Annotated in this window: 22 protein-coding genes, 1 tRNA gene and 1 pseudogene; 15 read left to right on the top strand and 9 right to left on the bottom strand. The window is 71.0% G+C overall.

What is annotated here, in order from left to right; translation table 11 throughout:
* Position 1 precedes the first annotated feature (1 nt).
* The 15 genes from BCR15_RS10690 (at position 2) to BCR15_RS10760 (ending at position 13101) form a co-directional block, all read left to right on the top strand.
* Positions 2 to 1489: an ethanolamine ammonia-lyase reactivating factor EutA gene (locus tag BCR15_RS10690; RefSeq protein WP_068752177.1), complete on the top strand. Its 1488-nt coding sequence runs from the start codon at positions 2 to 4 to the stop codon at positions 1487 to 1489.
* A gap of 22 nt (positions 1490 to 1511) precedes the next feature.
* Positions 1512 to 2879: an ethanolamine ammonia-lyase subunit EutB gene (locus BCR15_RS10695; RefSeq protein WP_068752178.1), complete on the top strand. Its 1368-nt coding sequence runs from the start codon at positions 1512 to 1514 to the stop codon at positions 2877 to 2879.
* A 6-nt stretch (positions 2880 to 2885) separates the two neighbouring features.
* A complete protein-coding gene (eutC, locus tag BCR15_RS10700; RefSeq protein ID WP_068752179.1) occupies positions 2886 to 3800 on the top strand; it encodes an ethanolamine ammonia-lyase subunit EutC in 915 nt (304 codons plus the stop codon).
* A 10-nt stretch (positions 3801 to 3810) separates the two neighbouring features.
* The gene (gene eutL, locus BCR15_RS10705; protein WP_176715230.1) at positions 3811 to 4467 is read left to right on the top strand and encodes an ethanolamine utilization microcompartment protein EutL; all 657 of its coding nucleotides are present in this window, start codon (positions 3811 to 3813) and stop codon (positions 4465 to 4467) included.
* 17 nt (positions 4468 to 4484) lie between these two features.
* A complete protein-coding gene (locus BCR15_RS10710; protein WP_068752180.1) occupies positions 4485 to 5963 on the top strand; it encodes an aldehyde dehydrogenase family protein in 1479 nt (492 codons plus the stop codon).
* 202 nt (positions 5964 to 6165) lie between these two features.
* Entirely contained in the window at positions 6166 to 6453 is a 288-nt protein-coding gene (locus BCR15_RS10715) for a BMC domain-containing protein (RefSeq protein WP_068752181.1), read from the top strand.
* A gap of 144 nt (positions 6454 to 6597) precedes the next feature.
* Complete coding sequence (locus tag BCR15_RS10720; RefSeq protein ID WP_068752182.1) at positions 6598 to 7191, top strand: cupin domain-containing protein; 594 nt, start codon at positions 6598 to 6600, stop codon at positions 7189 to 7191.
* The gene (locus tag BCR15_RS10725; RefSeq protein ID WP_068752183.1) at positions 7192 to 7962 is read left to right on the top strand and encodes a cobalamin adenosyltransferase family protein; all 771 of its coding nucleotides are present in this window, start codon (positions 7192 to 7194) and stop codon (positions 7960 to 7962) included.
* Entirely contained in the window at positions 7959 to 8780 is an 822-nt protein-coding gene (eutJ, locus tag BCR15_RS10730) for an ethanolamine utilization protein EutJ (protein ID WP_068752184.1), read from the top strand. The genes BCR15_RS10725 and eutJ overlap by 4 nt, the downstream gene beginning before the upstream one ends.
* Before the next feature lie 14 nt (positions 8781 to 8794).
* Complete coding sequence (locus BCR15_RS10735; protein WP_068752185.1) at positions 8795 to 9421, top strand: hypothetical protein; 627 nt, start codon at positions 8795 to 8797, stop codon at positions 9419 to 9421.
* Positions 9422 to 9461: 40 nt separating this feature from the next.
* Positions 9462 to 9737, top strand: a complete 276-nt coding sequence (locus BCR15_RS10740; protein WP_141680109.1) for a cupin domain-containing protein — start codon at positions 9462 to 9464, stop codon at positions 9735 to 9737.
* 1 nt (position 9738) lies between these two features.
* On the top strand, positions 9739 to 10887 hold the full coding sequence (pta, locus tag BCR15_RS10745; protein ID WP_068752187.1) for a phosphate acetyltransferase: 1149 nt from the start codon (positions 9739 to 9741) through the stop codon (positions 10885 to 10887).
* A gap of 1 nt (position 10888) precedes the next feature.
* Positions 10889 to 11995: a 1-propanol dehydrogenase PduQ gene (locus BCR15_RS10750; protein ID WP_068752188.1), complete on the top strand. Its 1107-nt coding sequence runs from the start codon at positions 10889 to 10891 to the stop codon at positions 11993 to 11995.
* A 39-nt stretch (positions 11996 to 12034) separates the two neighbouring features.
* Positions 12035 to 12703, top strand: a complete 669-nt coding sequence (locus tag BCR15_RS10755; RefSeq protein ID WP_068752189.1) for a PIG-L deacetylase family protein — start codon at positions 12035 to 12037, stop codon at positions 12701 to 12703.
* Complete coding sequence (locus BCR15_RS10760; protein ID WP_068752190.1) at positions 12700 to 13101, top strand: rhodanese-like domain-containing protein; 402 nt, start codon at positions 12700 to 12702, stop codon at positions 13099 to 13101. Before BCR15_RS10755 ends, BCR15_RS10760 begins: the two co-directional genes overlap by 4 nt.
* Positions 13102 to 13476: 375 nt before the next feature.
* On the opposite strand, the gene BCR15_RS10765 is transcribed toward BCR15_RS10760, so the two are convergent.
* The 9 genes and pseudogenes from BCR15_RS10765 to hemE all read right to left on the bottom strand — a co-directional run bounded on the left by BCR15_RS10765 (position 13477) and on the right by hemE (position 22008).
* On the bottom strand, positions 13477 to 13863 hold the full coding sequence (locus BCR15_RS10765; RefSeq protein WP_228383391.1) for a hypothetical protein: 387 nt from the start codon (positions 13861 to 13863) through the stop codon (positions 13477 to 13479).
* Positions 13864 to 13996: 133 nt separating this feature from the next.
* A tRNA-Ala gene (locus tag BCR15_RS10770) sits at positions 13997 to 14069 on the bottom strand.
* A gap of 73 nt (positions 14070 to 14142) precedes the next feature.
* Positions 14143 to 15807 (bottom strand): hydroxymethylbilane synthase, encoded by a 1665-nt coding sequence (hemC, locus tag BCR15_RS10775; protein ID WP_083196599.1) that lies wholly within the window; start codon positions 15805 to 15807, stop codon positions 14143 to 14145.
* 37 nt (positions 15808 to 15844) lie between these two features.
* The gene (gene hemL, locus BCR15_RS10780) at positions 15845 to 17131 is read right to left on the bottom strand and encodes a glutamate-1-semialdehyde 2,1-aminomutase (RefSeq protein WP_176715231.1); all 1287 of its coding nucleotides are present in this window, start codon (positions 17129 to 17131) and stop codon (positions 15845 to 15847) included.
* Positions 17128 to 18093: a porphobilinogen synthase gene (gene hemB, locus BCR15_RS10785; RefSeq protein ID WP_068752192.1), complete on the bottom strand. Its 966-nt coding sequence runs from the start codon at positions 18091 to 18093 to the stop codon at positions 17128 to 17130. Before hemB ends, hemL begins: the two co-directional genes overlap by 4 nt.
* On the bottom strand, positions 18090 to 18782 hold the full coding sequence (locus tag BCR15_RS15320; protein WP_256094616.1) for a uroporphyrinogen-III synthase: 693 nt from the start codon (positions 18780 to 18782) through the stop codon (positions 18090 to 18092). Before BCR15_RS15320 ends, hemB begins: the two co-directional genes overlap by 4 nt.
* 57 nt (positions 18783 to 18839) lie before the next feature.
* A pseudogene (gene hemC, locus BCR15_RS15325) lies at positions 18840 to 19724 on the bottom strand (hydroxymethylbilane synthase); the annotation flags it as partial.
* Complete coding sequence (locus tag BCR15_RS10795; protein WP_068752194.1) at positions 19721 to 21004, bottom strand: protoporphyrinogen/coproporphyrinogen oxidase; 1284 nt, start codon at positions 21002 to 21004, stop codon at positions 19721 to 19723. The gene BCR15_RS10795 and the pseudogene hemC (BCR15_RS15325), both read right to left, overlap by 4 nt.
* Complete coding sequence (gene hemE, locus BCR15_RS10800; protein ID WP_218058956.1) at positions 21001 to 22008, bottom strand: uroporphyrinogen decarboxylase; 1008 nt, start codon at positions 22006 to 22008, stop codon at positions 21001 to 21003. The genes BCR15_RS10795 and hemE overlap by 4 nt, the downstream gene beginning before the upstream one ends.
* Positions 22009 to 22052: the final 44 nt, after the last annotated feature.

The following is a 22052-nucleotide window of genomic DNA, read 5'->3' on the forward strand; positions in this document are numbered from 1 at the left end:
CATGACCGCACGGCAGGTCCTCAGCGTCGGGATCGACGTCGGCACCACGACGAGCCAGATGGTCGTGTCCCGCCTCACCGTCTCCAACCGTGCGCGGGCCGGCCTGGTGCCGAAACTCGACATCGAGACGCGCGAGATCCTCTACGAATCCGAGCCGCGGTTGACGCCCCTCACCTCCCCCGATGAGGTCGACGTCGAGGAGCTCACCCGCTTCATCCGCGCGCAGTACCAGGCGGCGGGGATCAGCCCGGAGGACGTCACGACCGGCGCGGTCATCATCACGGGAGAGACCGCGCGGACCCACAACGCCCAGGCCATCCTGCAGGGGCTCTCCGACCTCGCCGGCGACTTCGTCGTGACGGTGGCCGGACCCAACGTCGAGTCGCAGATGGCCGCACGCGGCTCCGGGGCCGCCGAGTGGTCGGCGCAGAACTACGCCACCGTCGTCAACATCGACATCGGCGGCGGCTCGGCCAACGCCGCCGTGTTCCGCTCCGGCGTGCACATCGCCTCGTCCGCGCTGATGGTGGGCGGCCGCCAGGCTGTGGTCGATCCCGCCACCGGCGTGCTCACCCACCTGGCGCCCTCGGGCGTACGGATCGCTGAAGCCAAGGGCCTGCGGCTGCGGGTCGGCGAGCGCGCGCCCGAGTCCGAGCTTCGGGCGCTGGCCGCGCAGATGGCCGACCTCACGGTGGACCTGGCTCTGGGCATCCGATCCCCGCTCGGCGAAGACGTCGCTCTCAGCCCCGGCTACCACGTCGACTCCCCCGTCAGCGCCTACTTCCTCTCCGGCGGCGTGGGCGCGCTCTACTACGACGACGCCCCGTCCACGACGCTGGCCGACTGGGCGCGGTACGGCGACATCGGCCCGCTGTTCGCCGAGGCCCTCCGCCAGAACCAGCGCTGGCGCCAGCTGCCCGTCAAGCGTCCCGCGCAGACCCTGCGGGCCACGGTGCTCGGGGCGGCCAGCCAGCAGGTGACCCTGTCCGGATCCACCATCTGGGCCGAGCCCAGGCACCTGCCGCTGAAGAACCTGCCGGTGATCGAACCGCGCCTCGACGACGCGCTCACCGACGCGGCCTCGATCGCGTCGTCGGTCGCCGAGGCCGTGCGCCGCTGGGACGGCGAGGAGCAGGCGGGGTGCGCGGTCATGATCACGTTCCCCGGCAAGCTCCAGTACGCGCAGGTGGATGCGCTGGCCGACGGCCTCACCTCCTACGCGGTCGGACGCGCCGCCCCCGACACTCCGCTGGTGCTGGTGCTCGAGGACGACTACGCCCAGGTGCTGGGCCAGACCATCCGCGGCAAGGCCGACCGTCTGCCGCTCATCGTCGTGGACCAGATCGGCCTCGGCGAGGGCGACTTCATCGACATCGGCGAGCCGATGTTCGACGGCCGCGTGGTGCCGGTCTCCGTCAAGACCCTCATTTTCTACTCACCCGACCCGAAGGGCCGGCAGCCCACGACTCACGGAAGGCAAGTCACATGAAACCGGAAGAGGAGGTGCAGTGATGCTGCTCCGAACGAAGCTGTTCGGGACGACGTACGAGTTCGGCAGCGTGAAGGAACTGCTCGCGAAGGCCAACGAGGAGAAGTCCGGCGATCAGCAGGCAGGCATCGCGGCAGAGAGCAACGCCGAGCGGGTCGCCGCCCGACTGGTGCTGGCTGAAGTGCCGCTCAGCGTCCTTCGCGAGAACCCGGTGGTCCCCTACGACGAGGACGAGGTGACGCGCGCCATCGACGACGCCGTCAACGAGACCGTCTACGAGGAGATCAAGGGCTGGAAGGTCGGCGACTTCCGCGAATGGATCCTCAGCAACGACACCACCTCCGCGATGATCCGCCGCGTCAGCAATGCGTTGACCGGCGAGATGGTGGCGGGCGTGACGAAGCTGATGAGCAACCTCGACCTCATCCTGGCCGGGCGGAAGATCCGCGTCGAAACCCACTGCTCCAACACTATGGGCCGCCCCGGCACGCTGGGCTCCCGCAACCAGCCCAACCACCCCACCGACTCGGTCGAGGGCATCCGCGCGACCGTGCTCGAGGGCCTCTCCTACGGGTCCGGCGACTCGGTCATCGGCATCAACCCAGCCGACGACTCGGTGGGCAGCGTGAGCCGCCTGCTGGAGATGACCAAGAAGATCATCGACGACTGGGAGATCCCCACGCAGAACTGCGTGCTCGCCCACGTCACCACCCAGGTCGAGGCCATGAAGCGCGGCGCCCCCGTCGGGCTCCTCTTCCAGAGCCTCGCCGGCAGCCAGAAGGCCATGGACAGCTTTGGCATCTCCGTCGGTCTCATGGACGACGCCTACGAGCAGGCGAAGAAGTACGCCTGGCCCACCGGCCCCAACTACATGTACTTCGAGACCGGCCAGGGCGCGGAGCTCTCCGCGGACGGCCACAACGGCGCCGACCAGCTGTGCCTGGAGGCCCGCTGCTACGGCCTGGCCAAGCGGTACTACCCCTACCAGGTCAACACGGTGGTCGGCTTCATCGGCCCCGAGTACCTGTACGACTCGCGGCAGATCGCCCGGGCGGGCCTCGAAGACCACTTCATGGGCAAGCTCACCGGCATCCAGATGGGCTGCGACGTCTGCTACACCAACCACGCGGTGGCCGACCAGAACGACAACGAGAACCTGTCGGTGCTGCTCGCCTCGGCGGGATGCAGCTTCATCATGGGCGTGCCGATGGGCGACGACGCCATGCTGAGCTACCAGACCACCAGCTACCACGACGCGCCGTCGCTGCGTCAGGCGCTCGGGCTGCACCCGCTGCCCGAGTTCGAAGAGTGGATGACCGAGATCGGCCTGTGGAAGAACGGCCAACTCACGGACAAGGCCGGCGACGCCAGCTTCTTCCTGAAGAGGTAGATATTCATGATTGACAACACCCAACTCGAACAGCTGGTCGCCAGGGTCCTGGCCGAACTCAAGGAGAGCGGAGCCAACGTCCCGGCCAAGTCCGCCAACGGCTACTCCACGCTCCCCGCCAAGGAGGGCGACCTGGTCATCGACCTGCCCGACCCCACCGAGGAGTCGATGCGACGACGCATCATGGTCGAGAACCCGGCCGACGCCGAAGGGCTGCGCAACCTGTGCGCCGCCACGACGGCACGGCTCGGCGTCGGACGCGCCGGCCCGCGCCCCAAGACGGCGCAGGCGCTGCTCTTCAAGGCCGATCACGGAGTGACGCAGGACGCCATCTACGGCGTCGTGTCCGAGGAGGTCAAGGACGACCTCAACCTCTTCACGGTGACCACCCGCGTGGCCGACCGCGGCGAGTACCTGCTGCGCCCCGACCTCGGCCGTCTCCTCTCCGACGAGGCCAAGAAGACCATCGCCGAGAAATGCACCAAGGGCCCGGACGTGCAGATCTGCGTCGGCGACGGCCTCTCGGCCGCCGCGATCGACAACAACCTGCGCGAGATCTATCCCGTGCTGGAGCAGGGGTTGAAATCCGCCGGGCTGACCGTCGGTACCCCCTTCTTCATCGAGAACGCCCGCGTGGGCATCATGAACGACGTCAACACGATCATCGGCGCCAGGGTGCTCGTGATCCTCATCGGGGAGCGGCCCGGCCTGGGCATCGCCGACGCGATGAGCGCCTACCTCGGCTACGACCCGCAGCCGGGCAAGACCGACGCCGACCGTGACCTGCTCTGCATGATCACCACCCACGGCGGCACCAACCCCCTCGAGGCCGGCGCGTACGTCGTCGAACTCATCAAACGCATGATCAAGCACAGCGCCAGTGGAGTGAAGCTCCGCGAGGCGATGGGCGAGGACCAGTGAGGAGATAGCCATGGCCATCCTTGACCCCATCAAGCCCACGATTCTGGCAGCCAGGATCATCCCCAACATCGACCGCGGGTTCGCGGAGAAACTCGAGTTGGCCGACCACCACCGCTCCCTGGCGCTGGTGACCTGCGACATCGACGACTCGCTCTACGTGGCGCTCGACGAGGCCACGAAGATGGCCGAGGTCGACGTCGTCTACGCCAAGAGCTTCTACGCCGGTTCCGGCTACCCGTCGGGCCCGCTGTCGGGCGAGATCATCGGCATCCTCGCTGGCCCCACGCCGGCCGAGGTGCGCTCGGGTCTCGACGCGTGCATCGCGCACGCCGAGGAGGAGTGCTGGTTCTACGCGGCCGACGAGGCCGGCGACCTGGGCTTCTTCCCACACCTGGTGAGCTCGACCGGCACCTATCTGTCCGAGATGGCGGGGGTCGCGGCCGGGCAGCCGCTGGCCTACCTCATCGCCCCGCCGCTGGAGGCCACCTACGCGCTCGACGCGGCGCTCAAGGCCGCCGACGTGAGCATGCAGGAGTTCTTCGCGCCGCCGTCGGAGACCAACTTCGCCGGCGCCCTGCTGACGGGCAGCCTCAGCGCCTGCCGCGCTGCGGCCGCCGCGTTCCAGGACGCCGTGCTCGGCGTCGCCTCCTCGCCCAAGGCGTACTGACACGAGGGAATGAGCCCATGCCACAGCTAGACAAGGATCTCTCGTCGATCCAGCAGGCCCGGACACTGGCAACCCGGGCCCGCGAGGCGATGCGGAGCTTCCAGTTCGCGACCCAGGACGAGGTGGACCGCATCTGCGAGGCGATGGTCGCCGCCGTGATGCGCGAAGCCCCGCGCCTGGGCCAGATGGCCCACGACGAGACCGGCTTCGGCTACCCGGCACACAAGCAGCTGAAGACCGAGTTCGCCGCCCAGGGGGTGTGGAACTCCATCAAGGACGCGCCCACCTGCGGTGTGCTGCGGCGCGACGAGAGCCGCGGCATCGTCGAGATCGGCTGGCCCGTCGGCGTGATCTGCGCGCTGACGCCGTCGACCAACCCGACGTCCACCGCCGTGTTCAAGGCGCTGATCGGGGTCAAGGCGCGCAACGCCGTCGTCGTGGCCCCGCACCCCTCGGCCAGGAAGTGCACCGCTGAGGCCGTGCGCGTCATGGCGGAGGCGGGCGAGGCCGCCGGCATGCCCGCCGGGCTGCTGAGCTGCATGACCGAGGTGACCGTGCAGGGGACCAACGAGCTGATGAGCCACTACGCCACGTCGATGATCCTCGCCACCGGCGGCCCTGGCATGGTCAAGGCGGCGCACAGCGTCGGCAAGCCTGCGCACGGCGTCGGGCCGGGAAACGTGCCCGCGTACGTGGACCGCTCCGCCGACATCGAGCAGGCCGCCACGATGATCGTCGAGTCGAAATCCTTCGACTGCTCGACGATCTGCGCCACCGAACAGTCCGTCATCGCTGACGCCCCCATCGCCGACCGGCTGAGGTCCGCCATGGAGGCCAAGGGGGCGCACTGGCTCACCCGGGACCAGGCCGAGAAGCTGCTGAGCAGGATGTTCCGCCCGAACGGCCTCATGAACGCCGAGTATGTGGGCAGGTCCCCCCAGGACCTGGCCAGAGAGGGCGGGATCGACGGCGTGCCCGCGAGCGCCCGCATCCTCGTCGCCGACCTCGACGGCATCGGCGCGGAGTACCCTCTCTCCCGCGAGAAGCTCACCACCCTGCTGGGGTTCATGACGGTCGCCGATGCCAAGGAGGGCCGGCAGCGCGCAGGCGAGTTGCTCCGCTTCGGCGGCGACGGTCACACGATGGTGATCCACGCCACCGACGACGAGGTGATCTACACGCTCGGCGTGATGGAGCCTGCCTTCCGCATCGTGGTCAACAGCTGGGGATCGCTGGGAGCCATCGGCTCGACCACCGACCTCATGCCCTCGCTGACGCTGGCCCCCGGCGGCGTCGGCGGCGCGGTGGTCAGCGACAACATCACGCTGCAGCACGTCCTCAACGTCAAGCGGCTGGCCTACCACCAGCACGAGGCCCCGGCGGTCGCGCGGGCCCACGGCGGCTCGGGCGCCTCCGGCGCCGGCTCGTCCGGCCTGCACGACAGCGAACTCGTCGAGCGGCTCGTCTCAGCAGTACTCAAGGAACTGAAGAAGTAGGAGGCGATAGATGACAACCACAGACCCCGGCGCGGCAAGGCCCGCACCGGCACCGCCAGAGAGACGGGCCTCGCCCGCCGCCATGGCAGCGGGCGCACCGCAGGACGCACCCGCCGTCCCCACCAAGACAGCCGAGACCGACCCGGTCGAGGCCCCGGCACCAACCAGCCAACCCACACAACAATCCAGAAGGAGCACTCCCATGGCAGATGTCCAGATGATCGCACTAGGCATGGTCGAGACCAGGGGTCTCGTCGGAGCCATCGAGGCCGCCGACGCAATGGTCAAGGCCGCCAACGTCAAGCTCATCGGCAAGGAGCAGATCGGTTCGGCCTACGTGACCGTGATGGTCCGCGGCGACGTCGGCGCGGTCAAGGCCGCCACCGATGCGGGCGCAGCCGCAGCAGGCCGCGTCGGCGAGCTTGTCTCGGTCCACGTGATCCCGCGTCCGCACGCGGACGTCGAGATCATCCTCCCCCACAAGGACTGATCCAGCGACCCGCTGGGTAGGCGGGCTGAGGAGCGTGCCGGCCGGGGCTGAGCCCCGGCGGTGCCCGGCGTATGCCGGCGACGTTCCTCACGCCCGGCCGCCCGGCGCGCGCAGACGTCCCACACCATTAAGGAGCGAACCATCATGGGTCGACCAGTCATCACGGCGACCGACGTCCTGAACGCCGGACGCGGGGGCACCCTGCAGGCCCCCAGCGATGCCATCATCACGCCGCTGGCGCGCGACACCGCGCGGGACAAAGACGTGACGATCGTCGTGGGCGCCCCGGTCCAGTCGCCCTCCGCGGGCGACATCTCCCAGCAGGTTCGCACCATCGTGGAGAGGCTGTTGGCCGGTTCCGGGGGCGATACCCCCGCCCCCGGAGCCGCCGTCAAGCACGCCTCCATCCGCGACGTCGAGCTCGATCCGTTCCCCTACCCCGGCCCCCCGCCGGGCATGGACGTGCGGACCCGCGACGTCGTCACCGACGCCGACGGCTCCCCCATGGCCGCCGGCTACATGAGCATCACCAAGGGCCAGTTCCCCTGGACCCTCAACTACGACGAGGTGCAGATCGTCCTCGAGGGCGAGCTGCATCTGGGCGGCGACGCCCGCGGCAAGGTCGGCCGGGCCGGCGACGTGCTCTACGTGCCCAAGGGATCCAGCATCACGTTCGGCACCCCCACCTTCGCCAAGTTCGTCTACGTCACGTTCCCCGCCAACTGGGAGGACGCGTAGGTGTCCGTCGTCACTGAGGCCGATCTTCGCGCACAGCTCCGCCGCCCGGAACACGGGGCGACGGTGAGCATCGCGCCAGGCGCGCGGCTGAGCCCGTCGGCGCAGGACTTCGTCAAGCAGTGGTCACTCGTGGTGGCCGAGGACGGCCCTGCCCCCGGCCCGCCTGCGGCCAGCGTCGGCACGGCCTGGGACCGGCCCGCGGAGTTCCCCGTGCGGCTCGAGGGCGACCTGCCCTGCTGCACCACCTGCGGCACGCCCGTGAAGAAGAAGGTCAGCTCGCTCACCCAGCTGAACGCCTCCCACTACGCGCCGAAGACCCACCCGCGGATCGTCCTGCGGGGCCGTGTCGATTCGCTGCTGGCCTTCACCATGCTGGCCCAGTCCCGCGCGCTGACCGACGGTCACCTGGCCATCGCCGAGCACCTCGGCACGCTCGCGGCCTACTGCCGCGAGCTGACCTCCGCCGAGTACGGCGAGCGCCCCGTCGCGCCGCTAGCCCTTCGTGACGTGTCCGCCGACGAGCTGCACCGGGCCACCCATCAGCCCGACAAGGCTCTGGGCATCCCCCACCTCACCATCGACGGCGCCTCCGTCGAGCTTCAGCACTGGCTGAACGTCTGCCGGACGCAGTCCCGGGAGCTCGAGATCACGGCGCTGGAGGCCTTCGAATCGCCCCACCACCCCTACGGCGAGTCGATCTGCCACGCCATGAACCGACTCTCCAGCGCGTTCTACTACCTCCAACTGCTCCTCGAAGCGGGCCGGTCATGAGCGTCGAGAAGCTCATGCGCCGAGCGGCCAGAGCGGTCAAGGAACCGGCCGCAATCCCGGCTGGGGTCCCGATCCGCGTTGGGGTGGACCTCGGCACCGCCTTCACCGTGATCTTCGTCACCGACGAGCACGGCCAGCCGCTGGCCGGCGCCACCACGTTCGCCGACGTCGTGCGCGACGGCGTCGTGTGGGACTTCGCCGGGGCGCAGCGCGTGGTGCGCGAGCTGAGGGAGAAGCTTGAGCGCGCCACCGGCCGGTCGCTCCACCACGGCGCGGTCACCATCCCGCCGGCCGTCGACCAGTCCAACCACCGCGCCCACCGCTACGTCATCGAGGGAGCAGGGATCGACTGCGACGCCGTCGTCGACGAGACAACCGCGGCCAACACCGTGCTCGGCATCCGCGACGGCGCGGTGGTCGACATCGGGGGCGGCACCACCGGCATCGCAATCCTCGAGGACGGCGAGATCGTCGCCAACTACGACGAGCCGAGCGGCGGCACCCACATGTCCCTGGTACTCGCGGGAGCCCTGAAGATTCCCTACGAGGAGGCGGAGAAACTCAAGCGCAAGCGCTCCCGGCACGCCGAGTTCCTTCCCATCGTCTCCCCCGTCCTCGAGAAGGTCTCCACCATCGTCAGCGACGCCGTGCGCAGCCACAACGTGCAGCAGATCGTGCTGGCGGGCGGCACATCGTCGTTCACCGGTATCGAGGAGATCATGACCCGGATCACCGGCGTGCCGTCCCGGGTCGCCCCCCAACCCATGCTCGTCACCCCGCTGGGAGTCACCTCCCACGCTCACCTCATCACCGACTGAAACGAGGACTGCCCATGTCTGACAACAATGGAGTCGAGCTCCGCGTCTACTGCCACCTCGACCGGATGCAGCCCCAGTTCGCCGCCTTCGTCGGCACCATCACCCAGGGCGATCCGCCCGTCGAGGGCATGGCCTCCCTCTACGTCGAGGTGGCGCCGGGCAACTCGGTGTTCAACCTCGTCGACCGCGTCGTCAAGGCCACCGACGTGCGCCCGGGCACCCAGATCGTCGAGCGCCAGTTCGGCATGTTCGAGGTGCACTCGCTCTCGCAGGCCGACGTCCTGCGCGCCGGCGAGGTGGTGCTCGAGGAGCTCGGCCAGAGCGTCGAGCAACGAATCAAGCCAAAGGTGGCCTCCGAGCAGATCATCACCAACGTCAATCCCTATCAGGCGCAGCTGCTCAACCGGTTCAACCGCGGCACCATGCTCGTGGCCGGCCAGACCATGCTCGTACTCGAGGTCGAGCCCGCCGCCTACATCACGCTCGCGGCCAACGAGGCGGAGAAGGCGGCGCCCGTGTCGCTCAACCACTTCTCGTCGGTCGGCGTGTTCGGACGCCTGTGGATGGCTGGCTCGGAGTCCGACATCCTCGCCGCCCGCGAAGCCGCCGTCGCGGCCATCGACGCGATCAGCGGCACCTGATGATCGACGCGGCCACCGACGCACACCCCAGGAGACAGCCATGAGACCAGTAGTGACCCAGACCACCATCCGCGACGCGAAGTCGCAGGGGCTGACCGAGCTGCCGGTGCAGCCCGGCACCATCATCACCGCCCTCGCACGCGAGTTCGCCCAGGACCAGGGCATCAAGCTGGTCCTCACCACCGAACAGGCCTCGGCCCCGCCGGCGGCCGACCGGGACGATCGGGCCGCCCTGCGCGCCGCCGTCGTCAAGCAGCTGGGCCACGAGCCCGACGGTCTGGACGCCGCGCTGGACAAGGTGCTGAAGGAGCACTGACATGCGCGCCGTGGTGACGGAAGCGTCCGTCCGGGCAGCCCTGGCCGACGGGGCAGCCGAGCTCCGCGTGCCCGAGGGTGCGATCGTCACGGACCTCGCGAGGGAGCTCGCTGGCCGTCGGGGGATTCGTCTGACCACTGGGGTCGAGCTTCCCTCCGCCGAAGCCGCCAACCACGGCCCGTTCGTCGAAGGCCTGGTGGAGAGGGCGCGCCGGCTGCACCAGCACATCGTCTTGTGCGAGGGGTCGGAGGAACGCGTCCTGAGGGCCGCCGACCGCGTCCTGCACGCCCGGATGGCGCGCCTCACCCTGCTGGGCGACGAGGCGGCCGTCCGTCGCGCCGCCGAGCGAGCCGGCGTCGACATCGCCGCCGCGAGCATCGTCGACCCGGCCACCAGCGAGCACGCCGAGCGGTTCGCCGAGGAGTACGCGCGGCTGCGCGCCCACAAGGGCGTCACGCTCGACGACGCCCGCGGGAGGGTCCGCGACGTCTCCTACTTCGGCACCATGATGGTCCAACTTGGTCTGGCCGACGGCATGGTCTCGGGCGCGGTGCACACCACCGCGGAGACCATCCGGCCGGCGCTGGAGATCATCAAGACCCAGCCCGGCGTCGCGTCGGTCTCGTCGGTGTTCCTCCTCGTGCTGGGCGATCAGGTGTTCGTGGCCGGAGACTGCGCCGTCAACCCCCAGCCCACCCCGGCCCAGCTGGCGGAGATCGCCGTCAACGCCGCGGGCGCCGCCGTCCAGTTCGGCGTCGACCCACGGGTCGCGATGCTCTCCTACTCCACCGGGACATCGGGCAGCGGACCCGCCGTCGACGCCGTCGTCGAGGCCACGTCGCTGGCGAAGGAGGCCGCCCCGCACCTGGTCCTGGAAGGGCCGCTCCAGTACGACGCCGCCGTCGACCCAGTGGTCGGCAAGAGAAAGCTCCCCGGCTCGAAGGTGGCGGGCAAAGCCACCGTGCTGATCTTCCCCGACCTCAACTCCGGCAACATCGCCTACAAGGCGGTGCAGCAGAGCGGCGGGGCGCTCGCGATCGGGCCGATGCTGCTCGGGCTGCGCAAACCGGTCAACGACCTGTCGAGGAGCGCCACCGTCGACGACATCGTCAACACCGTCGTCGCCACGGCCATCCAGGCTGGAGGATGAGATGGGCGAGTTCGGGCTGGGGCCCACCCTCCTCCACGGGGCCGGGGCGCTTGACGCCCTGAGCCAGTTCGCCGGCGAGCGCGTGCTGGTGGTGACCGATACCGGGATCGCGGGCACGCCGACGCTCGGCATCGTCCGCGAACACCTCGCCGGCGCCGAGATCACGGTCTTCGACGGCGTCACACCCGACCCGAGCACCACCGTCGTCGCCGAGGGCCTGGCCGCGTACTACGCCGCCGGTCCGCACGCGGTGGTGGCGGTGGGCGGCGGCTCGGTGATCGATGCCGCCAAGGCCATGCACCTCATCGCAACGCAGCAGGGCCGGGGCGCGCCCTGGGGGCTCGCGGTGGTGCCGACAACCAGCGGGTCCGGCTCCGAGGTGACGTCGGTCGCCGTCGTCACCGACGAGGTCAACCAGGTCAAGATCCCACTCATCGACCAGCGGCTCATGCCGCGGCTCGCCATCCTCGATCCCGTCGCGGTGCGCGGCTGCCCGCCGCGGGTCTCGATGGATGCCGGGATGGATGCCCTCACCCACGCGGTCGAGGCCTACGTGGCCACGGGCGCCAGCGACTTCAGCGACGCGTTCGCCGAGAAGGCCGTCCAACTCATCCGCACCTGGCTCCCGGTGGTGCACCGCGATCCGGGCAACCTCGAGGCCCGCGAGCGGATGCACAACGCCGCCACGCTGGCCGCCGTGGCCTTCGAGAACGCCGGCCTGGGGCTCACCCACTCGCTCGCCCACGCCATCGGGGGCCATTTCCACGTGGCGCACGGTCGCCTCAACTCGGTGCTGCTGCCGCACGTCATCGGCTTCAACGCGGGCGACGCTGCGGCGGCTGAGCGGTACTACCAGTTGGCGCTGGACTCCGGGCTGGACCCGGCCGGCCGGCGCTCCGGTGCCACCAAGCTGCGCTCCGCGGTCCAGCGGCTGGCGGGCCAGGTGGAGATGCCGCACACGCTGACCGAGGCCGGCGTTGACCCGGTTGAGTTCCACCGCGCCGTCGACACTCTGGCGGCCCAGGCGCTCGCCGACGGCTGCACCCCCTTCAACCCGGTGTGCCCCACCCAGCGCGATCTCCGAGCCCTGCTCCGTTCGGCACTCTGACGGCTGGACTTGATACCCCCAGGGGTATAAGCTTGTGACATGCAATTGCCTTCCCTGCCGCGCGTTCTCGCTGTGGTCGCGCACCCCGACGACGAGTCCTTCGGCCTCGGCGCGGTGATCTCGACGTTGATCGACGCCGGCAGCCAGGTGAGCGTGCTCTGCCTCACCTCGGGCGAGGCCTCCACGCTCGGCGCCCACCCCGAACTGGCGCGCATCCGAGCCGTCGAGCTCGAGACGGCCGCCGCTGCGCTCGGTTGCCACAACACCACGCTTCTGGCCCACCCCGACGGCGGGCTCTCGCAGTACCCCGAGCTGCTGGTTCGCGACGTCGAACTCGCTGCCGACACCGTCCAACCCGATGCCTTCCTCGTCTTCTCCCCGGAGGGCGGCGTGACCGGCCATCCGGACCACGAGGCCGCCAGCCACGCCGCGCTCGCCGTCGCGGCTGAACGGGGCCTCCCGACGCTGGAGTGGGCACTGCCGCTCCACGTGACAGACGCGCTGGCCGAGGAGTACGGCGTCGCGTTCACCGGCTACCCCGAATCCGAGCTGCCCATCGTCCTGGAGGTTGACCGCACGCGCCAGCTGGCCGCTGCCGCCGAACACGCCAGCCAGGCAGTGCCGGGTAGCCTGTTATGGCGTCGCCTTGAACTGCTCGGCACCCACGAATACCTCCGCCTGACCGACCCCACTCAGGAGAACTCATGATCACCCGTCGCCTGTTCACCGCCCTCGCCGCCTCCTCCGTGCTGGCCGTTGCCGCCTGCAGCGCCGGGGCCGACGCCACGTCGCAGCAGACCGAGTACGACGCCGCCGGCTTCAGGGAGCGCATGGCCAAGGAGAGCACGGTCATCCTCGACGTGCGTACCCCGGAGGAGTTCGCCGCCGGCCATATCCCGGGCGCGATCAACCTCGACGTCCAGTCGCCCACGCTCACTGACGACGTCGCCTCCCTCAACAGGGCGGTCCCCTACGCGGTGTACTGCCGCTCGGGCAACCGCTCGCAGGTGGCGCTCGACATCATGACCGAACGCGGCCTCGAGGCCTTCCACCTCGCCGGCGGCATCGGCGCCTGGCAGTCGGCCGGCTACGACATCGTCAGCTGAGCACACTGAGCGCGGGTTCGCCCTGAAGAATTGACGCGCCATCCCTCAGGTAGCCCTCGAGGAACGTTTTTTCAGGGTGAACGGAAGCGAAGAACGAGCCGCCGCACCCCATCGCTGGGCAGTGGGGAACGAGCCGGCGCACCCCAACGTCTCCCTGACTAGGGGCGAGAAACCAGCCGCCGCACCCCGACGTCTCCCTGAGTAGGGAGCGAGGAACGAGCCGCCGCACCCCGACGTCTCCCTCACCTGAAAGTAAGTGACCACCGTTGCCGTGGGGGTCAAGTTTCGTGGACAGGTATTTTGTTGGTCAGGCCGCGGCTGCGGTCTGAGGTTGGTGGCCTTCCAGCGACGCCCCACGGCGTCACAGATCAGATGTCACCCACCCGTGCAGCAGTCCCGAAGGTGCTCAACGACGTGTTCGACCAGCTCGAAGGATCCAGCGAGGACGAACGCAAGCTCCTGACTGCCCAGCGCGACAAGCTCGAAGCCGAACGCCTCAAACTCGTCCAGGCCCACTACGCCGACGCGATCCCCCTCGACCTCCTCAAGAGCGAACAAGACCGCATCCGCGTCAGCCTCGACCAGATCAGCACACGGCTCGACAACCTCACCGACGCCTACGCCGACGCCCGAACAGGCTTGGACCAACTCACCGAACTCCTGGTCGACCTCGACGACCTCTACAACAAGTGCGAACCAGCCGAACGACGCATCCTCAACCGCGCCCTGTTCACCCGCATCACCATCGACGACGACGAACACGCCACCTACACACCCGACGAGACCACCGCCAGCGTCCTTGCCCACACCAGCATCGACGCCCCGGCCCACGTCACCACAGAAACAAAACTGCCCCGCCATCAGACGGGGCAAGTTTCGATCTTCTCATCTTACGTGGAGCTAAGGGGATTCGAACCCCTGGCCTCTTCCATGCCATGGAAGCGCGCTACCAACTGCGCCATAGCCCCGGTGTCACCGTCCGGCGACTCAGAGAACATTAGCGCATCTCCCCGCCAGTTGAAAAATCGGCGGTTGCCGGTGTCAACGCTGCTTGGCAAGCTCTCGAGCCAGCGCTGCCACGCCGAACTCGTCCTTGGACTTGGCGACCGCGAGGACCGGGACACCGAAGGAGGCGAGCGCCTCGGCAGTGGGCTCATCCCACGCCAGGACGTGCACGTCCGCACGGTGCCCCAGGAGGTTGACGTACGCCGACGCGAGAGACGGCTGGCTCAACAGGATGGCCTGCCAGGCGCCGTCGTCCCACATCTGCTTGGCGCGGGGATCCAGCGCCTCGACGTCGACCATCGTGTAGACCTCGAGCCTCTCGACGGTGTAGCCCTTGGCGCGCAGTCCGTCCTCGAGCTTCGTCGAGAGCTGGTCGGCGCACGGAATGACGACCCGCTGCTCACCAGCGGCGCGCGGGAACATCTCGACCAGGCTCTGGGAGCTGGCGGTGCCCTCCGGGGAGAGGTCGACGGCGCGGCCGCCCTCCTCGACCGCGTGACGCGTCGTGGACCCCATCGCGGCCACCGACTTGCCCTCGGGAATCTCCCAGCCGCGTTCGCGCAGCGCCCACACGGTCTGCGCCGACGGCAGGACGACCCAGTCGGCCCAGCCGATGATGTTGTCCGCGGGCAGCAGCTTGGCCTCCTGCAGCGAGATGCAGTCCACCCTCAGCCCGTTCTTGCGCAGCGACTGCGCCAACCGGCCCTCCTGCCTCGGCAGGAGGACCCGGATGCGGTCATCGCCGGGCACCTCGATGAAGGGCGACTCGTCGTCGTGCTCGACCGACAGGGTCACCGAGGCCAGTGCCTCGGGCGAGAAGAAGCGCTCGGCACGCCTGGTCTTCAGGGCCGCCGCGACGTTGTGCCCGGTGCGGACCGCGTGGAACTCGGAGGTCGGCATCCCGACCTCCAGCACCGTGCGCTTGGTGCCGTCGATGGAGAACACGCCGGCCTTGAGGGAGAGGATGCCGCGGCGCTCGGCCAGCGCGCCCACCGGAGCGAGGTAGGTGGTCTCCAGCCCGACGAGGACCGCTCGCTCGGCGTCGACGGCGATCCGCGTCTCGATGTCGTCGAAGGCCTTGAGCGCCAGGGCGATCTCGCGGTCGTCGCTGCGGCATTCGAGCGCCAGTGCGCCCTGGCCGGGCGCCGGGAGGATCGGGAGGTACTCCGCGACCCGGTCGTGGAGGCCGAGCGCGTCCACGCCCGCGGCCGACAGCACGACGGCGTCGAGGTCGCCGGGCTCGAGGTGGCGCAGGCGGTCCTCCAACGTCCCGCCGACGTCGACGAACGTCAGGTCGGGGCGCAGGGCCCGCAGCTGCGCGATCCGCCGCAGTGACGTCACCCCGACCCGGGAATGCCGGGGCAGGGCGGCCAGGGTGCGGCCGTTGCGGGTGCACAGGACGTCGCGGTGGTCACCCCGCGGCAGCACGGCGGGGATCGTCAGGTAGTCCGGCTTGTCGGACAGCGGGATGTCCTTGACGGAGTGCACGACGACGTCGACGGTCCGTTCCCGCAGCGCCTCGCGCAGTTCCTTGGCGAACACCCCGACGGAGTAGCCCTCGGGCATGTGCACCGTGTCGCCCGCCGTCGTGGTGATGGTGACGGTCTCCACCTCGTGCCCGGCGTCCCGCAGCAGGCGCGCCACCGTCTCCGAGCGGGCCAGCGCCAATGCCGATCCCCGTGTGCCCAATCGAAGCTTCACCGTCGATTCCTCTCCATGGTCCGAGACCCCAAGCTTCTCATGCGCCGGCGGCCGAGCGCGCGGCGGCCGGCAGCGCGTCCGCGATGCGGTTCATCGCCGCGTCGTCGTGCGCCGCGGTGAGGAACCAGGCCTCGAACGCCGACGGCGGGAGGGCCACGCCGTGGTCCAGCATCGTGTGGAAGAAGCGGCCGAAGGCGGCCGTGTCCTGCGCCTTGGCGTCCTCGTAGTTCGCCACCGGCGCGTCGCGGAAGAACACCGAGAACAGGCTCCCCGCCCGCTGCACCACGTGCGGCACCGAGGCGCGGCTGAGCGCGTCGGCCACGGCCGACTGCAGCTCTGCGGACCGGGTGTCCACCGTCCGATAGACAGCGGTGTCGGCGAGCCGGAGCGTCGCGAGGCCCGCGGCGGTGGCGAGGGGATTGCCCGACAGGGTTCCGGCCTGGTAGACGGGGCCCACGGGAGCCAGCAGTTGCATGAGATCGGCGCGCCCGGCGATCGCCGCCAGCGGCATGCCTCCGCCGACCACCTTGCCGAAGGTCACCAGATCCGGGACGAGCCCGGGCTCCAGCCCTAGCCAGCCGGAGGGCGAGACGCGGAAGCCCGTCAGGACCTCGTCGAGGATCATCAGGGCCCCGTGCCGGGCGGTCAGGTCGCGGATGGCCGCGTTGAAGCCTGCGGCGGGTGGCACGACGCCCATGTTGGCGGGCGCGCCCTCGGTGATGACGGCGGCGATCCTGTCACCGGACTCCGCGAACACGCGCTCCAGCGCCGCGACGTCGTTGTACTCCACGACGACGGTGTCCGCGGTCGCCGCCCTCGTCACGCCGGCGGACCCGGGGAGCCCCTGCGTGGCGACGCCGGAGCCCGCTGCGGCCAGCAGCGCGTCGGAGTGACCGTGGTAGCAGCCGGCGAACTTCACGATGACGTCGCGGCTGGTCGCTCCCCGGGCCAGCCGGACGGCCGTCATCGTCGCCTCCGTGCCCGTGGAGACGAAGCGCACCTGCTCCGCCAGCGGCACCCGGGTGCGGATGGTCTCGGCGAGCTCCACCTCGGCCGCCGTGGGCGCGCCGAACGAGAGTCCGCGCGCCGCGGCCTCCTGGACCGCGGCCACCACCTCCGGGTGCGCGTGACCGAGCAGCGCGGGTCCCCACGAGGCGACGAGGTCCACGTAGTCGCGGCCCTCCACGTCGACGACGTGGGCACCGCGCGCCTCCGCCACGAACACCGGGGTTCCGCCGACGGAGCCGAAGGCCCGTACCGGGGAGGAGACACCTCCCGGGATGACGCCGCGGGCTCGCGTGAACAGATCGGTCATGTCGGTCACTTCATCCACCCCGCGAGTTCCAGCGCCCAATAGGTCAGCACGATGTCGGCACCCGCCCGCACGATCGCGGTGACCGACTCGGTCACCGCGCCGCGGCGGTCCAGCCAGCCGCGCTCGGCCGCCGCTTCGATCATGGCGTACTCCCCCGACACCTGGTAGGCGGCCACCGGCACGTCGGAGATCGCCGCGACATCGGCCACCACGTCGAGGTAGTAGCCGGCCGGCTTGACCATCACCATGTCCGCGCCCTCGGCCAGGTCGAGCTCCGCCTCGCGCAGGCCCTCGCGGCGGTTGGCCGGGTCCTGCTGGTAGGTCTTGCGATCCCCCGCCAGGGTCGACGTCACCGCCTCCCGGAACGGGCCGTAGAACGAGGAGGCGTACTTCGCCGCGTAGGCCAGGATCGCCGTGTCGGTGTGCCCCGCGCCCTCCAGCCCGGCGCGGATGGCCTCGACCTGACCGTCCATCATCCCCGACGGGGACACGACGTGCGCGCCGGCCGCCACCTGCGCCAGCGCCATCGTCACGTAGGCGGCCAGGGTCTCGTCGTTGTCGACGCGCCCGTCGTCGGTGAGGAAGCCGCAGTGGCCGTGGCTGGTGAACTCGTCGAGGCAGGTGTCGGCCATGACGACGATGTCGTCGCCCACCTCGGCGCGGACCGCACGCAGGCCCCGCTGGAGGATTCCGGTGTCAGCCCACCCGGCCGAGCCGCGCTCGTCCTTGTCGGCGTCGTCGGGAACGCCGAACAGCATGATGCCGCCGAGTCCCGCGGCCGCCGCCAGCTCCGCCACCCGGCCGACCGTGCCGGGCGTGTGGCGTTCGACACCGGGCATGGACGAGATGGCGCCCTCCCGTTCGGCGACGAACACCGGCAGGACGAGCTGCGACGCACGCGGCTCCACTTCGCGGACCAGCCGCCGCATCGCGGGGGTGGTGCGCAGCCTCCTCGGGCGCATCGGCATCATGACTGTCCCTTCCCGAGGGACGCGATCGCGTGGACCAGTCCCTCCGCATCCTGGGTCGCGGCCACGGCCGCCACCTCGACTCCCATGGCGGCGAGTTCGGCCGCCGACGGCGGGCCGAAGGCCACGACCGCGACTCCCTCGCGCCAGCCCAACACCTGGTCGACGGCCCGGGCGACGGACCCCGCCGTCACCACGACCACGTCGAAATGACCCCCGCGCCAGTCCGCTACGACGGGCCCCGGCAGGGCGTCCACCGGTTCCATCGTGTAGGTGGCCACCTGCAGGACCGCATATCCCTTGGCGCGCAGCCCCTCGGCAAGCACCGGTGACGACAGCGCCGACCCCGGGAGGAGCACGAGCCCCTCCCCCGCCGGGAAGGCGGCCGCCAGCGCGCGGGCGCTGGACTCGCCCTCGGGGACGAGGTCGGGGGTCATGCCGGCGCGCAGGACCGCCGCGGCGGTCGCGCCGCCCACGGCGGCGACGCGGGCGCCGACGGGTAGGCCCAGTCCCAATTCCTGCCAGGTCTCGACGGCGGCGGGGGACGTGAACGCCACCCACCGGGCCCGGTCCGGCAGCTCGACGGGCCCCACCGGGCGGCGGCGCTGCACCGGTACGGCGACGACCTCGGCCCCGGCCGCGCGGAGACCGTCCGCGAGGTCCCCGTCGGCTCGGGGAAGCAGGAGCCTCACGCCGGCCAGGGGTGTGTCGCCCCGCCACAGCGACGTCTCGTCGTGCAGGTCCGCCAGCCGCGACTCCCGCGCGGCGCCCAGGTCCGCGACACCGGCCGCCCCGGACGCCAGGAGCTCGGCCACCGCGGTCTCCCCCGCCCGGGCGTCGAGGTCGACGGTGGTGCGCGCGGCGCGCGATCCGTCCGGCGCGAAGACCCCGGCCCGCAGCCGGCCGTCGGCCCCCCACGCGGCGATCGGTGCGGCACAGCCACCGCCGAGGCCCGCCAGCACCGCGCGCTCCGCGTCGACGGCCGACCGCGTGGCGGGGTCGTCGAGCGCCGTCAGCGCTCCGAGGACCGGTTCGTCGTCGACCCGGCACTCCAGGGCCAGCGCGCCCTGTCCGGGTGCGGGCAGGATCGGCAGGTGGTCGGTGATGTGGTCCTCGAGCCCGAGCCGGGCCAGCCCGGCCGCGGCCAGCACCACGGCGTCGAGGTCCCCGTCGGCGACCCGCGCGAGACGGGTCCCCACGTTGCCGCGCACGTCGACGTAGCGCAGGTCGGGCCGCAGCGCCCGCAGCTGCGACACCCGCCGGGGCGAACCGGTGCCGACGGCCGAGCCGGCGGGCAGCTCGGCGAGCCGCAGCCCGCCGCGGGCGCACAGGACGTCGCGGGCGTCGGCACGCCGGGGCACCGCCGCGATCGTCAGTCCCGGCACGGGGGCGGTCGGCAGGTCCTTGAGGGAATGGACGGCGAAGTCGGCCCGCCCGTCGAGGAGCGCCCGCCGCAGTTCGGCCGCGAAGACGCCGAGCCCGCCGAGGCTGGTCAGGGAGCCGGTGAGCACGTCGCCTCCGGTCTTGATCCGCACGAGCTCGACCTCGTGCCCGAGCGCCGTCAGCGCCTCAGCCACCTGCGTGGACTGGGCGACGGCCAGCGCCGAGCCGCGGGTGCCGAGCCGGAGCCTCACTTGAGCACCCGACGGCTGCCCGCGACGACCGACGCGATCCCGTTGCCGTCGATCCAGGCACCCACGACGTCGACCCCGACGCCCGCCGCGGCCTCCAGATAGAAGTCGCGCGTGGCGTGCTCCATGCGCGTGGGCATCTCCTCCCACGACACGGCCGCGAACCCGGTGACGTCGCCGTCGGTGAGCGGGAGCCGGAGGAAGCGCGCGGCGTCGGCGAGGGCGTCGGCGCGGCTGGGGATGTAGGTCTCCGGATAGGACAGACGCACGATCTCCTGGCCCGGCCGCCTCGACCACGGCCACTTGACCGAGTAGTGGGTGAGGGCCTTCGCGTGCACGGAGTCGTCGCGCTCGCCGACGAGCAGGCCAGACCCGACCGGCTCCGCCGCGAGTCCCGGGTGATTCAACCCGAGCACGGCCAGGTGCGCGGGCTGCGTGGGGGTGGGCGCGAGATCGACGCCGAGCTTGGCAAGCAGTCCGCACGCGGACGCCGACGGCCCGGCCAGGACCAGCCGCTCGCCGCGCACCGAGCCGCCGTCCTGCAGGCTCACCGCGAACCCGGTGCCGGCCCGGTGGACGTCGACTGCCGGTGACGTGCACCTGATCTCGCCCCCCAGGCCGGTGATGCGGGCCGCCAAGGCGTCGATGAGCCGGAACATGCCGCCCACGGGCTGCTCGACGGCCGCCGCGCCCGGCCGGCGGACGGCCGCGACGGCACGCAGCAGGGAGCCCTCCCGGGCGAGGGCCTCGCGTAGTCCGGGCGCGAACGAGGCGAGCGGCATCCGGCCGGGTTCGAGCGAGTACACGCCCCGGGCGACGGGGGTGACGAGCGTGCGGAGCGCTCCCTCGCCCATCCGGGCCAGCACGAGGTCACCGAGGGTGGTGGCCTCCGCGCCTACCTCGGCGGGCAGGTCGAGGTCGCGGGCCACGCGGGCGCGGTCCTGCGGGTCGAGCGCGTCGAGCGCCGGATCCTCGAGCGACGCGGGGATCCCCAGGACGCCCTCCGCCATGGGCCACACGCCGTCCGGGCGCCAAATGTGCGGACACCCCAGCGGCGCCGCCACCGGGAGGCCGAGTTCCTCGCACAGCTCGCGGACCACTCCGCCGCGCACCGCGTAGGCCTCCGCGCCCGCGTCCACGGCGACGCCGCCGATCTCGATGGGAGCGATGAGTCCGCCCAGCCTCGTGGAGGCCTCGAGGACCGTGACCCGGCGCCCGGCCTGCGCCAACCGGTAGCCGGCGACCAGGCCGGCGAGCCCGCCCCCGACGACGACCGCGGTCACAGCTCGTGGAGGAGCGCCACCAGGTCGGTGAGCACCCCCGGGTCGGTGGTGGGCGGGACGCCGTGGCCCAGGTTGACCACGTGCGCCGGGGCGGCGCGGCCTCGGTCGACGACGTCGCGGGCGTGCGCGGCGAGCGCCGGCCACCCGGCGGCGAGTAGCGCCGGATCGATGTTGCCCTGCAACGGGAGTCCGGGCAGGAGGTCGGCGGCCTCGTCGAGCGGCGTGCGGTAGTCGATGCCCATGGCCTCGACCCCGCAGGCGGCCATGTCGGGCAGCAGGTGCCGGGTGCCGGTGCCGAAGTGGATGCGCGGGACCTTCCCCTCGACGGCGGCAAGGACCCGGGCGGAATGCGGCGCGACGTACTCGACGTAGTCCGCCCGCGTCAGTGCCCCCGCCCAGGAGTCGAAGAGCTGCACCACCCGGGCGCCGGCGGCCACTTGGACGTCGAGGAACTGGCCCGACAGGTCAGCGGCCCACTCGAGCAGCCGGTGCCAGGCCTGCGGGTCCGCGTGCATCATGGCGCGGGCCGCCAGGTGGTCCCGGGAGCCGCGGCCCTCCACCAGGTAGGCGGCCAGGGTGAAGGGGGCGCCGGCGAACCCGATGAGGGGGGTCGCGTCCCCGAGCTCGGCGGTGACGATGCGGACGGCCTCCGTGATGGCGCTGGTCTCGATCAGCGAGTGCCGCACGATGCGGTCGACGTCGGCGGCGGTCCGCACGGGCTTGTCGATGACCGGACCCACGCCGGAGTGGATCTCGACCTCCACGCCGGCGAGGACCAGCGGGGTCATGATGTCGGAGAAGAAGATCGCCGCGTCCACCTTGTGCCGGCGGACCGGCTGCAGCGTGATCTCCGCCGCCAACTCGGGCATCAGACACGCCTCCAGGATGGTCGTGCCCTCCCGGATGGCTCGGTATTCGGGCAGCGACCTGCCGGCCTGGCGCATGAACCAGACGGGGAGCCGCTCGGGTCGGTGTCCGCTCAAGGCGGAAAGAAGTGAACTCATTTGGTCCTGATTCTGCCGCATCGGGCAAGCGTGGTTGAATGGGG

The organism is Tessaracoccus lapidicaptus (genome assembly GCF_001693815.1).
Lineage (GTDB): Bacteria > Actinomycetota > Actinomycetes > Propionibacteriales > Propionibacteriaceae > Arachnia > Arachnia lapidicapta.